This is a genomic window from Nitrospira calida (assembly GCF_976986435.1).
Map to the genome: position 1 here is coordinate 988,606 of NZ_OZ335950.1, position 13,708 is coordinate 1,002,313.

Consider the following 13,708-nt stretch of genomic DNA (forward strand, 5'->3'; position numbering starts at 1 on the left):
CATGGCTTCTCGATTATATGACTGGCTTGACAGCCGGCTGAAGCTCAAGCCGATCGAGCGCACACTCCTCGACGAGCCCATCCCAGGCGGCGCCAGTTGGGTGTATGTGTTCGGGTCGGTGACGCTCTTCCTCTTCGTGCTGCAGGCCGTCACTGGCATGTTTCTCGCCGTCTATTACGCGCCCACCCCGGACCATGCCTACGACAGTGTTCGCTTCATCGAAACTCAGGTGGCCTTCGGCGGGTTCGTCAGAGGACTGCACCACTGGGGAGCGTCCGGGATGGTTGTCGCGATCGGCCTGCACATGCTGCAGGTCTTTCTCTACGGCGCCTACAAGCCGCCGCGGGAACTGATGTGGATGGTCGGCGTGGTGCTGTTTCTGCTTGTCATGGCCTTCGCATTCACGGGCTACCTGCTGCCGTGGGATCAGACAGCCTATTGGGCGACGCAAGTCGGCATCAACATGGTCGGGACTGTCCCGCTGGTCGGAGAGTTTTTGGTGCGGGTCCTGCGCGGCGGGGAGACGCTGGGGGCGCTCACGCTGTCCCGATTCTTTGCGATCCATGTCCTCTTCCTTCCCGCGCTGACTGTGGCCTGCATTGCATTGCACCTGTTCATCCTGAGGCGGGTTGGACCGGCCGGACCGTGGAGCGAAGACCGCGCGGCGCTGGGAAGCGAGACCTTCTATCCCCGGCAGGTATACATGGATGCGGTGGCGATGCTGGGGGTGTTCCTGATGATCGCGGCGCTCGCCCTCACCGTTCCCTTTCCGCTCACCGACAAAGCCAATCCATCCGACACCAGTTTTGTGCCCGTCCCAGAGTGGTACTTCCTTTTCTACTATGAACTGCTGAAATACGTGCACGGGCCGCTCGAGCCGGTGGCCACGTGGATCCTGCCGACGCTCTTTGTGCTGGTGCTGCTGTTGTGGCCGTTTATCGACCGGAATCCGGCCCGCCATCCGTCTTCGCGTCCTGTGGCGATCGGAACCGGGGCGGTATTTCTGGTCGTCGTCTTTTCCTTACTGGGAATCTCCCTCAAAAATCTCTATGCCGTGCCGCGGGTGGATCCAGCCATCGCACACGGCAAGGAGATCTACGCAAAATACGGTTGTTCGGGCTGCCATCGGATTCACGGAGAGGGAGGAGCGGTCGGGCCCGATCTTTCGTATGTCGGCGATCTCAGGCCCGAACGCGAATGGCACCTCCGGCACTTCCGCGACCCGCAATCGGTCTCCCCCGGGTCGATCATGCCGAAGTTCCCGCTCACCGAGCAGGAGCTCAACGACCTGACCAGTTATATGCTGAGCTTGAAACGTCAGACGTGACGGGTGTCAGCTCTTCCGGCTGGTCTTCGCCATCACACTCGTAAACAATTGCTCCATCCGCTTGCTCTTGCAGGACGGGCAGACCGCCGCTCCGCTTTCCCGCTCTTTCAAGCTGAGGGACAGCACGGTTTCTTTGCCGCAGTCCAGACATTTATATTCATACACGGGCATCGCCCTCACCTCCCTCCGATTGGTCGGCACGGTCTTCGATAGGCTTGCTCCGGCAACACGGCCCACGCGGCAACCCTCTTTCCTTATCATCTGGCCGCTCCGGCCTCGCCCGGCTGCCGGGCTTCGAAGGGCTTCAGGCGCCGTTTCATCTCATCCAGCGCTCTCAAGCGGTCCTTTAACGCCGCTTCTTCCAGCGCGTAAGTCCCCAACAGCGTGTCGGTTAACGCGCGCAGATCGCCGCTCAGCGCACCGACCTGGGCGGGCAACTGTTCCATCCTGGCGCTGACCGTGGAGACCACCTGCTGCAGTGCCTGGACCTGCCTGGACGCGTCGCCGGTCACCGCTTCGAGTTTCTTCAACTCTTCTTGCGCGGCAGCCTGAGAACCTTCGACCGCCTTTTTCGTGCCGGTTGCAACGAGAGTCAGATCCTTGAGGATTTGATCCCGCAAGGCATCCGTCCTTTTCTCGTCCTCCAGCGCGGCCCGCATGTCCATTTGGAACGTGCCGATTTGGGCGCGCAAACCTTCCACTTCCGCTTTGACGGCTTTGATTTGGTCGCGAACAGTGGCGACCTCCGACCGGACGGATCTCGTCTGGGCATCGACCTTTTGCGCCAGGTTGTGCTCCAGTTTGTCCAGATCCGAGGTGGTTACGCAGCCGGTTGCGGTGAGCAAGAGGGCGAGACCGAGAAGAGACCCGAAGGCCTCCCGGTGTGTGCAGTGTGTCATAACCCACCTCCCATGGTGATTGGGTGGCAGATTATTCTACTCACCGCGGAACAGTGGGAGCCAGTAGAGGAATTCTACGGAGGGTGGGGAGGGCCGCGGGGCTGCGTGACGAAAGCAGGAAACTCCTGCTACGCAGTCTTTTCCCGGGATTTCCCGTCGAAGTAGCCAAAGGCATATGTAAGGACGATGATACAGAAGATGCCAATGAAGCGAGCTTGGTCGTCCTCGTCAAATTCGACGAGCAGCCCTTGATCCGGATACTCCGTTCCGAACATGGCGAGGCAAACGACAAATCCCAGCAGCAACAAGATGCTCCGCCAGGAGTTCCATTTCAAACCCTGCTCGATCGCGCTGTTCAGGCCGAAGCGGTACACGAGATACAGAATCCCGCCGCTGAACATCCAGCTGATAGCCGTCCAAAGCGCCAGGTGCCAATCCATCGCATCACCTCATTATTTTGTCTTGCGACCAAGTATATCCTGTGCGTGAGCGGCGTCAACAAAGGTGAAAACATCGGCGTCAACAAAGGTGAAAACATGAGGAAAACGGTATTCATCCCTCTGGACGCCATTGAAAAAAGGGGCGAAATAAAAAGGGGTCGGGAGTCATTTTTGAGGTGGTAAAACACGAGAACCTATCTCAAAATCGCTTGAGCAGCATCGTGATGCAGGCGAGCTGCACAAACCACCAGGAGGTTGGTGGCGTCACATTCCTAACGAATCAGCAACCGCCGTTTCCATTGGAGCCAGGCCAAGAACTATTTCGACGAGCCGGCGGCGTTGGTACCGGCGCAAGTGGCACCCATCCCGGGTCTTGAGTTGACGGGTAGACCAGTGTGGCGCGATCAGGGTCGCACCGTCTGGCTGGAGGTCGTCGTCCAGCCGGTCGCTGTCAGAGGCGAGATCGCGGATGAAATACCCAGGCTTGGCTTTCAGCATGTAAAAGTCGAAACTGGAGGACTAAAAGGGGTCTGACCCCTTAATGAATTGACTGACCCCTTAACGAATTGACCCCTTAATGAGCTCAAAGGATTTCCAGATCCAGAGGGCTTTCAGCTTGAACTCTTTGGTGAACTGCTGGCGCTTGGCCATCGGATACCTCCGCGGGGCTATTGTCAGCGTTTTGAGGTGTCCACGAAAGTGGGGCTAGCTCAATCTGACTGTTTTCTCTAGAAACTCTCCGCTCAAACGACTTTGAAACGACTCCGGTGGCCTTGCTTTCGCACACCGCGATGTTCCGCGGTCTGAGTCGATGGACGCGTTGGCGTCATGGACAGCATCTGGGGGCGCTATGGAACCTCGAATTTCGCCCCAGACACGCCACTGACGATTCAAGGAGTCAGAGCGGGAACCGTCTTTGTTGAAACTTGTCTTGGAGAGCGGTGGGTCAGAACTTTTAATTCGCGTATCTCGATCAGGTGCGGCGGAATGTAGGCTGCCGGCTGCAAGTCCGTTCGCCACTGGTGGGTCAAAGCGGTGGCATCAATCTCTCTGTCTTGATACGGACACTCGCGATCGCTTTGGTTTTCAAAGGGCTTTTTGTGCAGATCGATCCCGATATGCCGGCTCACGGCTGCACCTCCTGGTTGAGTGTGTGCTTCCCAGTCGGGGGTGAGCACGTCATGGAACCTCAGCGCCTTGGCCCACGGAGCAAGCTCAACGCGACAAAAAGGGACAAGATATTCTTCGAAATTCTTCCCATGTCGTCGCTGGCCTTGACCTAGCCGGGATTGGCGGGCCGTCTTCGCGTTACAACGTCTGGCCAGAAGCAATTTGAGTACCTTGGAGCGAAATGAGAAGAAGTTCCCCAACTGGGAGCCATTGTCCGACGGTAACAAACGGTATTGGTTGGATGTGGTTGGCCGAAACCGCTGGCGTGCCTGATACCTGAAGGAAGTTGACCCCCAGCGGGGTGTCCGTGACGGAGACAGAGGGAACCTCGTCGGGGTGCATAACAAGTATCCTGAGGATATCAGACACCGCAAGGTGTAGCTGCCCATGGGCGTTGTCACTCGACTGACCGTAGCTGATAAGCTTGCGGCCTATCTCCGCCATGACATGTCGTTGGCCGATCTGGTCGCCGGGTGGAGTCGGCTATGATGGAAGGCGAGTTTGCCGTTGAAGACTTCACGACATTTGGGATGTCGTGGCTTATCTTGGTATGGCCTGTGTCCAAGCTTTCGGGCTGACCAGGGGGAGGACTGGCGAGAGCTCCCGCCAGGCTACGCTGCCCATGCGAACATCGTGGCCACCTGACGTTTCACGCCACCTCCACCGATCTCCCTACATCTCAGGAGAAGCCGCATCCCCCGGACAGACTGCGAGAGCCACCAGAGGAGGTTGCTCGCCTCGCGACTCGTTCAACGCGATTTGGGGAGAAGAGCCTCTTAAGCCAATGGAAATATTTTCTCTACGCCCGCAAGTCACAAGTCAACGGACAAGGATGACCGACAGATTCTGTCCATCGAAAGCCCCCTCACGGAGCTCAGAAGGTTAGCCTAAAAGGAATGCCTCGCGAGCGTCAACGAATTCACCGAATCCATATCGGCGAAGGTGCCAGATTTGGAAAAGACTCCCGACCCCTTATGATCGACCCGACCCCTTATGATCGACCCTGACCCGAGGTGGCTTGGGTGGATTTAGCGCGAAGGTGCCGCGCCGCCGTTCTTCCGGGTTGTCCGATGAGTATCCGCGTGCTCAATCGATCCGATGGCGATTCTTGCGTCCACGACGCGGTAGCCTTGGCCCGGTGGCAACGCGAACACGGGGTTCAGGTCGAGTTCGACGATCTCCGGCACCTCTTCCGCCAGCCTGGAGATGCGCAGCAGCGCCTCTTCGAGGGCCGGCACGTCGGCGGGAGGATGGCCGCGGTAGCCGGTCAGGAGCCGATAGCCTTTGATGTCCTGGATCATGTCGGCGGCGTCGCGGTCCGTGAGCGGCGTTACCCGGAAGCGGATGTCGCTGAGGATTTCGACATACACGCCGCCTAATCCGAAGGCGACAAGTGAACCGAACGAGGGATCATGGGTGACGCCGATCATCACCTCAACGCCGCCTGCAATCATCGGCTGCACCACAACCCCATCCATCGCCTCAAGCTGCTGCATCTGCGCGAGCCGGAACTGGATCGCCTCGAACGCTTCGCGGACTTGTGTCTCGGACGCGAGATTCAAGAGAACTCCGCCGGCTTCCGTCTTATGGACGATCCGATGCGATGCCAGCTTCACTGCGACCGGAAATCCGATCCGACGGGCCAGTTCGACCGCCTCATCCGCGGTCCGAGCCAGGCCGCCATCCAGCAAAGACAGTCCCGTCGCCCTCAGGACGGCTCTTGTTTCCTCGACGGTCAACCACCCGGGCCCTCGCTGAGCCAAGGTTTTTTGGCAGATCTCCTTGGCCGTCACGAGATCAAGGTCGTCGAAATCCGGCACCATCCCGAGCGGCTGTGTGCGCCACTCGGCGTAGGCGGCCATCTTGCTCAGCACGCGGGCGGGCATCTCCGGCAGGGGGTAGGTAGGAATCCGTTCGCCGGAAAGGTTGAAGGTCCGGTCCCGGTCACCCTCCGCCATCCAGCAAATCAAAACCGGCTTTGCCGTGGCTCCGGCGGCGCGGCCGGCTTCAATGCCCGCTCGGATGCCCTCTGCGATGCCGGAGGTGTCGGTTGCGGTGACGGAAATGTACAGCACAATCAACGCGTCGATCTCCTCCGCTTGTAAGACTGTCTCGATCGCCTTGGCATATTGCGCGGGGGTGGCGGAGGCAATGAGATCGACCGGATTCTTGAGGGCGGCGGCGGGCGGGAGGAATGATGCGAGCGCAGTCCTTGTTCGGGTTGACAGTTCCGGCACGAGCAGGCCGGCGGCTTCGCAGGCGTCGGTGCAGAGGATGGCCGGGCCGCCCGCGTTGGTGATCAGGCCCACGCGCCGCCCCGGCGGAAGCGGCTGGGCGGACAGGCCGGCCGCCAGCGCGAACAGCTCGTCCAGTGTCTCGGCCCGGATCACCCCGGTCTGTCGAAACAATGCCTCGACCGCCGTGTCGCTCGCCGCCATCGCGGCCGTGTGCGAGCCGGCGGCCCGCCGGCCCGAAGGAGTGCGTCCGGCCTTCACAGCCACAATCGGTTTGCGCCGACCGACGCGGCGGGCAATGCGCGCGAACCGACGTGGGTTGCCGAACGATTCCAAATAAAGCAAGATCACCTCGGTCGCCGGGTCTTCCTCCCAATACTGCAAGAGATCGTTGCCCGACACGTCCGCCTTGTTCCCGACGCTTACGAAGGTGGAGATGCCCAACTGAAGCCGGTGCGCAGCGCCCAGAAGGGCCAGTCCTAGGGCACCGCTCTGCGAGGACATGGCGATCCGTCCGGGGGGCGGGAACAGGTTGGTGAATGTCGCATTGAGCCGCACGGCCGGATCGGCGTTCACCAGGCCGAAACAATTGGGTCCAACCAGGCGCATGCCGTGCTGGCGGACTCTCTCCACCAGACGTTGTTGCAGCTCATAGCCTTTCTGGTCAACCTCGGCGAAACCGGCGGTGATAACGACGAGTGCCCGCAACCCGCGCGCCGCACAGTCATCTACGACCGGCAACACCGCGTCACGCGGCACCGCGATCACAGCGAGATCAGCCGGTTCGGGGATCGCCCGGACCGAGGGAGCGACGGGTAGGCCGGCCAGTTCGGATGCCTGCGGATTGACGGGATAGATGCGGCCGGTGAAGCCGCCGGCGCGCAGCGCGTCCAGTAGTCGGAATCCGATGCTCTGGGGGTCGCGCGAGGCGCCAACGACTGCCACGGCCTGCGGTTGGAAGAACGGCCGAAGGGAGGCGACGGTGGCGAGGCGATCCCGCATTTCGGAGCGGTGTACGCTGGCCTCTGTAGGAACGAGCGAGAGCTCGACCTCGATGTCGCCACCCGCCAGGCGTTCGCGGACCTCAAACCCCGATTCGCGGAACACCTCGCGCACGGCGAGGTTGTCGGCGTGGGTGACGGCCCACAGCCGCCGGAAGCCGTGGCGGATGGCGAGCAAGGCCAACCGTTCCAACAACAGTGTGCCGAGCCCCTTGCCGTGAAAGGCATCGTCGACGGCCAGGGCGACTTCGGCGGTATGTCCGTCTCTGGCTAGGTAGGAGCCCGCGGCGATGATGCGCAACGCGCCTTCCCAGATGCGGGTTACGATCAGGGTCAATTGGGATTTGGGATTTGAGGCGTCGCAGAGGGCGGCGATGAGGTCCTCCGGCGGCGTCGTTTCGGCAAAGAACCGGTGGCGCCTGGCTTCCGGAGACAGCCGATCCACAAAATCGCGGAGAGCGGGCGCGTCGTCCGGCCGGGCAAGGCGGACAGCAGCTGTCGTCCCGTCGCGCAGGATCAAGCGACCGTGCTCCGGCGCCTCCTGAGTGGGCGCCGGAATGAACAGGGGTCGGACCAGTTTCATCGAAGAGTTCCTCTTCCCGAGTCCGTCGGGTTCAGTGGCCCGGGCCGGCTATGAGAGAGACAACGATCGACAACCCGATGAGCACGATAATGATCCATTCGAGCACTTCCAGGCGCCTGGCTGCCGCCTGCGCCGTCAGTTTCCCGTAGATACTTTCAAGTGTATGGAGTTTTCTGGTGATGCTCGCATCCCACGATTCCAGGTGAAACCGTTGGGAGGTCAGGCGATGGATGCGGGCCAGGTATTGGTCACCGAACAGCTTCAACGTATTGGTGACCCGCTCGAACAGAATCGCGCTGTCCACTTGCAATTGAGCGATCGGCTCTAGTTCCGTGCGCACCGCTCCCGGCAGATGCAGCCCGGTCCATCGGTGTTTGGATAGGGTCTCGTAGGCTTCGTCCAGCGCCCGATCCAGGTGGCGGTCCAGCAGGCGCATCTCCAACAGCTCGACGTTCGCAAATTCGAGCACAGCTAGCACCGCTTCCATATCCTGCCCCAGCAAAAGCGCGGCGTTCCAGTCGATGACGGCGATGTCGTCGGGACCGAACGACAGGCGATATCCGATCGCATCCTGGATCTCCTGTTCAGCCAGGCTCTGCGATTCCGAGCGCAGCACCTGCGCGACCGCCTGTGCGTAGTCCTTGATGAGATCCGAACCGGTGAGGGAGGGAGCCGATGCTTCGATGTGATAGATCACGTAGTCTTCCACGGAGTCGACCACGTGGGGGCGCTCAACGGCCTCGCCGACGGCGGCCAGCAGGTCTTCCACCCGCCGACGCGATTCGGCCAGAAGCTGCTCGTGGTCGTAGAGGTCCTGGCTGAGCGACAGCAGGTCGGAGAAAGCTCCGCTCAGCGGGATCGTGTAAGTGACCGACACGGCGCCGAAGTCGTACAGCAGCAGGTCCACGCCCGGATTGGTCCGGAACCGCCCGATCGCGAGCGGCTCGGTGTCCGCGCCGATCCTCAGCGGCGCGGGCGTGTAGTCGAAGTAGGCGGGCGCCCGGCGCTTGTGTTTGATCCGGCTTCGCTCCTTGATCGTCGTCATCCGCCGTTCGGCCTCGTCCAGGTCGACGGACTGACCGACATCGTAAGCGAACAACGCGTAGGCGGTTCCTTTCTCGATCCGCAGTCTCGTCGGCAACGTGGTCATGCCGCTCTTCCGAACGTTTTCCCGTGTTCGATTAGATCAGTCGCTGCGCCCCGGCTTCGACGTACGCATCTTTTTTCATCAGCAGGACAGACCCCAAGCCGAAGAGCACGGCCAGGAGCGTCGCAAACGCGCCGAGGAAAGGAATGGTGGTCAGCAAGAAATACAGGCATAATCCGAATATGAAGGCCCAGCGGTCGCGGTTGGGAACACCGAACCGGTCGAACGCGAATCGTCCCAGCAACGCGATCGTGAAGACGCGCGAGACGTACAACGCGATGGCGTACCAAGCCAGAAGCAAGACGGCGAGTGGAATCCCCAGCACCGTCACGGCAAGCAGCCCGGCCGCCAGCGGAATGGCCGTCAGACCGAGCAAGCCTACACCCAGGGATACCAGCGGCTGCTGTGACAGGTGTGCGAGTGCGCGCTGCGTTGAAGCCGGGTACAGGCGCATCAGCAGCAGGCCGATCACGAGCGTCGACATGAAGCTGGCCGCAGCCGCCACGAGTTTGAAACCGACAAGCAAAGCGAGGACGTCCTTGAGCGTTGGCAACAGATCCTTGGGTACTGTCCGCCTGATGGTCTGTCCTGAGACCACGGCTTGGGGATCGATCGAGGCGGGGAGCCGGCTCCAATACATGAGGTTCCCAGCCACCGCTGCTTTGGACGACAGGCGCAAGTTGCCGATCGCAGCGGTCAAGTCGCCGCCGATGCGGTTGGAGACGCTGAGGTTCCCCGCGGCAATGCGCGCATCCCGGTGGATCAGGCCGCCAAGTTCAACCTGCCCACCGGCCGCGATGATGTTGCCGCGAAAAAGCGCCGAGGGCGTGATGTCGATGCTGCCCCCGGCGATGGTGGCATTCCGACCGATGTCGCCGCTGAAGGTCAGCTTGCCCCCGACCGCACGGACATCTTGAGACACTGTGCCGGAGACGGTCACGGTTCCGCCCGCCGCCAGCAGGTCTCCGTTGACACTGCCGTCGACCAGGATCTGCCGGCCGGCCGCATAGACATCCCCGTTTACCGTCCCGGAGATTTCCACGATCTTGCCGACGGCGAAATAATCATGGTCGACGACCGTACCGGCCGGCAACACCACAAGTTCGTCTCTGTCGGTCTCCTGGTGGTCGGTGTCCTTTGTCGCGCTCGGATTTCCTGGAAACAGGGCGAGCAAAACGGCCGCGAGCGCTGCAGGCGCTTTCCCGCGGCCGATGCCGGATCCAAACGGCTGGCACCTTCGCGCGTCCATGGACGGATGTCTCCTTTTCATGTTCATGGTCACGAGCCGCACGATTTGTGCGAGTCACGCGCCGCAAGGATTTGTCTCTGCTCCGTGAGCCACTCCGGTTTGAGCATGAGGACGGCCCCCATTCCAAGCATGACAGTCCCGTTTATGAGCTTCAACCAGTGCCCTTCTCCTTCCTGGAGCTTTCGGCGCCCCAACGTCACGAACGTCACGATGGCGGTCGCTACCATGAGGCTATCGTCCGGGATAGAGGCCACATTGTAAAGCCCTACGTATCCGTAATATTCTCCCAGAACAGGGGACGAAGCGCGAGAATCTGGGTCTAGAGCGCGGGCGAGCCCGCCGTGCAGAGCAACTCGATCGCGTAGACTGGAACCGCTTGGTTGCGGCGTTGTGAGGGCAGCCTTCCCGGGTGCGGGACCCGTGCATCGGAGCAAACAACACGCGGTGCGAAATGGTACTCAACAGCGCCCAGTCGGTTTCGGTCAACGCACGACCAGAACGGGACGGATCGAACGATGGGTGATTGAATGCGAAACGCTTCCCAAAAGGAACCGGTCGGCACCTGTTCGCCCGTGTGATCCTACGACCAGGAGGTCGAATGCCTCACCCTGCGCGGCAATCATGCTAGCAGGATCTCCATTCAGGATCTGCGTGGTGACCGTATACTGATGATTCGCCAGCGCGGCCGCCGTCGTTTTGACAAGGTCTTCGGCATATTGGCTGGCCGACTTGGCCCATGATTCGAAGACTAAGATGCTGGCGGGATCGGTAAGGCGCGGCTGCTCGATCACCGTGGTCACCACCAGTTCGATCGGTGTGCGGAACGGGTGGTTGATCAGCCACGTCCGGATGCGCTGCGCGTCCTCCGTTCCTTCGACGGCGACCAGCACCCGCTTGGGCGGACGGGCCTCACCTTTGACGATGAGCGTCGGGCAGGTCGAATGCATGAGGATGCGATGGGACACGCTTCCCAACAGAAGTTCGCTCACCGGTCCGCGGCCGCGGGCGCCGACGGCGATCAGATCGGGATTCACCTTCTGCGCGGTGTCCAGGAGAAACGCGGCGGGACGCGCAAAGTCGTAGATTTTCCGCACGGACGGCGTGTCGGACGGAACCAGGGCCGACGTGCGCTCCATCAGTTGCCGGCCGGCATCCTGCATTGCCCGGCGGAACTCCTCGTACCCTTGCAGATTCGCCGCCTGCGCCACCACGGGATGCCGGAAAATACCCAGATCGACACCGTGCACCAGGACCACTTCGTGCGGCGCATAGAGCGCGAAGACTTCCCGCACGGCGGCAAATGCCTGCTCCGACCAATCGACGCCGATGACGATCTTCATAATTGCTGCTCTTTCCTGTCTTGCTTCAGCAACCAGTTTGGTCGACGCGCGCCGAAAGCGAGAAGCTGGGCGCTCACGGCTGGCAGCGAATAGCTCGCAGCGAGTTGCTGAGAGCGCGTTACACCGCCGGAATTTCGAGCAGGTACAACTCGCCTTTCATCCCGGGATGCAAGTCGCAGCGGAACGAGTACGTGCCGACGCGATCGGCCGTGAAGTGGATCACTAACGTCTTGCCCGGGTCCACGTACACCCCTTCCACCCCTCTTCCATAGGCGGCGATCCCCTCGCCCTCTACGCGCAGCGCCAGTTGGGCCAGCATCGCCGCGGTGAACCCGTGGCGAAGGATGTCTTGATTGCGAAGGATGATGACGGTGGGGACGCCGGGACGGATCGGAGCCGGTTGAGTCAGGAGAAACTCATAATTGCGGATCGTGAGGTCGATCCGCTGCTCTTGAGCGGCGCGGTCATCCGGCCGGTCACCGGCGAACCCAACTCCAAAAGCGAGAACGATCAGCGCGACGCCAACGGCGCCGCGAAGCCAGAACCCCGTTCGACAAGTCATCGTGTCCTCCCATTCTCTCCGCTCAACGCAATGCATTGAGTTCCTCATAGTGCGATGCCACTACGCGAAGGAGCGCCTGTCGCAATTCCTCGCCCCGATATTGCCGATTGGCGACTTTTCGCAGTCGCGCGGCCAGTGTGCCATCTCCGAGCGTCCCTTCCGCCCAACGGGCGAAATCCTGCCGACGGTCATGGTATTCCAGGCTGTCGATCGGAAGGATCGGGATAAGTTGCAGAAATTCGTACAAGCTGGCGGCTTCCTGGCCGATCCCCCCGTGCTCGTTGCGGAACCAGAACCGCTTTCCCGCCGGGAGCGGTGTATCCAAATACTTATAGAGGTGACGGATATGAGGGACGCGCCGGATCGCGGGACGCATGCGAACCATCTGGCCGCTGCATAAGAGTGCATGCCCCATGGGAATCTCGTCAAGCCGGGTCTCCGAGAGCCCGCAGATGCGACAATGCTCGCGGAGGCCGCGGGCGGCTTCCGGTTCCGACACGCGGGTGAACAGACAATGGTGGAGAACCTCCAGTACTGCGGTGCTGAGGCGATCTGGTCGATAGGAGACGAACGCCCACCCGCCGGCTGCCAGCAGCGGAAGGATGGCCCCGGTCACTTCGCCGCCGCTGAAGAGGAATTGCTGTGCTTCCTCCAGTACAATCCAATGTGGCCGGTACCGTCGCTCGCGGACTGGACGAAGTGCGCGGAGCAACTCGGTGACATAGCCGCTTCGCAAGGGGACCGGATACTGGCTGAGATCCAACGTCAACGAGACCCCGCCCGCGTCGAGCAACGAGACGACGGCCGAAGGAGGCGGCAGGCTCGAACGGTCCCCGCTGACGGACACGAAGCGCGGCAAGACCCGCAGCCCGCGGAAGTCGCCCTCGGGATCGATCAGCAGGACCTGGTAGTTCTCATGGTGCAAGCCCTCGGCAATCAAGCCGACTATCCAGGATTTCCCTGTCCCCGAGTCGCCGAACACGCCCAGATTCCGCCCGGCCAGGCGGGAGGCTGGAAGGGACACGGTCGATCCGGCTTCGGTCTGACCGAGCAGGATTGGGCGCTCCCGTTTAAGCGGAATGTCCAGGAACTGGCCGGCCAGCGGGTAACGCTCCAGCACCTCCAGCACGCCGCGTGGGCCCGGCGCCTCAGCCACCACATCCGCCAGCTCCCGCACCGCGGGAACTGCGTCGGCGACGGCGACCGCAACTTCGGCCAGGGTCAACATGGACAGGTCGTTTTCGGCGTCACCAAAGGCCGCGAGGTTGCGAGGCGAGAAGCCGCACAGCGCCAGCAGGCGTTCCAGCCCGGACCCTTTTGTGGCACCAGGCGGCAACACCATAACGGCGCCTTTGTTGTATTCAATGGAAGCGCTACCGCCATAGGCGCCGGCCACTTGCCAAAGCGTCTGATCGTGCGGCATCCAGGTGGCGGCGATGGCCAACCCCCGCTCAAATGGAATGCCGCGCTCCTCTAGCGCCTTCACCAGGTTTGCGTCCAATTGGCCGAACGGTAGATACGTTTCGCCGCTACCGGTGTGGGTCAGCACTGCACCGTTTTCCCAAACGATCCCCATGAACAACTCGGCGAGCCGATATAATGCAACCGTCTCGAAGCGCCGACCGGTGACTAGGAACAGCGCATGCCCCATGGCGCGGCAACGCTCGAGCGCTCGCTCCAACGCGGGAGGAACGACCCCGTCAACGGCGAGCGTCCCGTCGAAATCGAAAGCCATCACGCGGCGATACATCGGGCC

Annotated in this window: 12 protein-coding genes; 1 reads left to right on the plus strand and 11 read right to left on the minus strand. The window is 61.5% G+C overall.

The window, feature by feature from the left end; genetic code table 11:
- Window position 1: 1 nt before the first annotated feature.
- Entirely contained in the window at window positions 2-1,327 is a 1,326-nt protein-coding gene (locus ACWHTU_RS04940; RefSeq protein ID WP_447862138.1) for a cytochrome b N-terminal domain-containing protein, read from the plus strand.
- 6 nt (window positions 1,328-1,333) lie between these two features.
- On the opposite strand, the gene ACWHTU_RS04945 is transcribed toward ACWHTU_RS04940, so the two are convergent.
- The 11 genes from ACWHTU_RS04945 to ACWHTU_RS04995 all read right to left on the minus strand — a co-directional run bounded on the left by ACWHTU_RS04945 (window position 1,334) and on the right by ACWHTU_RS04995 (window position 13,702).
- Entirely contained in the window at window positions 1,334-1,498 is a 165-nt protein-coding gene (locus ACWHTU_RS04945) for an FmdB family zinc ribbon protein (protein ID WP_447862140.1), read from the minus strand.
- An 86-nt stretch (window positions 1,499-1,584) separates the two neighbouring features.
- Window positions 1,585-2,226 (minus strand): hypothetical protein, encoded by a 642-nt coding sequence (locus ACWHTU_RS04950; RefSeq protein ID WP_447862141.1) that lies wholly within the window; start codon window positions 2,224-2,226, stop codon window positions 1,585-1,587.
- Window positions 2,227-2,354: 128 nt separating this feature from the next.
- The gene (locus tag ACWHTU_RS04955; protein WP_447862143.1) at window positions 2,355-2,666 is read right to left on the minus strand and encodes a hypothetical protein; all 312 of its coding nucleotides are present in this window, start codon (window positions 2,664-2,666) and stop codon (window positions 2,355-2,357) included.
- A 264-nt stretch (window positions 2,667-2,930) separates the two neighbouring features.
- Complete coding sequence (locus ACWHTU_RS04960; RefSeq protein ID WP_447862144.1) at window positions 2,931-3,164, minus strand: hypothetical protein; 234 nt, start codon at window positions 3,162-3,164, stop codon at window positions 2,931-2,933.
- Window positions 3,165-3,556: 392 nt separating this feature from the next.
- On the minus strand, window positions 3,557-3,796 hold the full coding sequence (locus ACWHTU_RS04965; RefSeq protein WP_447862145.1) for a hypothetical protein: 240 nt from the start codon (window positions 3,794-3,796) through the stop codon (window positions 3,557-3,559).
- 1,068 nt (window positions 3,797-4,864) lie between these two features.
- Complete coding sequence (locus ACWHTU_RS04970) at window positions 4,865-7,654, minus strand: bifunctional acetate--CoA ligase family protein/GNAT family N-acetyltransferase (protein ID WP_447862146.1); 2,790 nt, start codon at window positions 7,652-7,654, stop codon at window positions 4,865-4,867.
- 31 nt (window positions 7,655-7,685) lie between these two features.
- Entirely contained in the window at window positions 7,686-8,804 is a 1,119-nt protein-coding gene (locus tag ACWHTU_RS04975; protein ID WP_447862148.1) for a hypothetical protein, read from the minus strand.
- A 31-nt stretch (window positions 8,805-8,835) separates the two neighbouring features.
- Complete coding sequence (locus ACWHTU_RS04980; protein WP_447862149.1) at window positions 8,836-10,050, minus strand: hypothetical protein; 1,215 nt, start codon at window positions 10,048-10,050, stop codon at window positions 8,836-8,838.
- A 482-nt stretch (window positions 10,051-10,532) separates the two neighbouring features.
- Window positions 10,533-11,390, minus strand: a complete 858-nt coding sequence (locus tag ACWHTU_RS04985) for a universal stress protein (RefSeq protein ID WP_447862151.1) — start codon at window positions 11,388-11,390, stop codon at window positions 10,533-10,535.
- A gap of 118 nt (window positions 11,391-11,508) precedes the next feature.
- Complete coding sequence (locus tag ACWHTU_RS04990; RefSeq protein WP_447862152.1) at window positions 11,509-11,952, minus strand: cupredoxin domain-containing protein; 444 nt, start codon at window positions 11,950-11,952, stop codon at window positions 11,509-11,511.
- 22 nt (window positions 11,953-11,974) lie between these two features.
- Window positions 11,975-13,702, minus strand: coding sequence for an HAD-IIB family hydrolase (locus tag ACWHTU_RS04995; RefSeq protein ID WP_447862154.1), 1,728 nt, complete (start codon window positions 13,700-13,702; stop codon window positions 11,975-11,977).
- Window positions 13,703-13,708 lie beyond the last annotated feature (6 nt).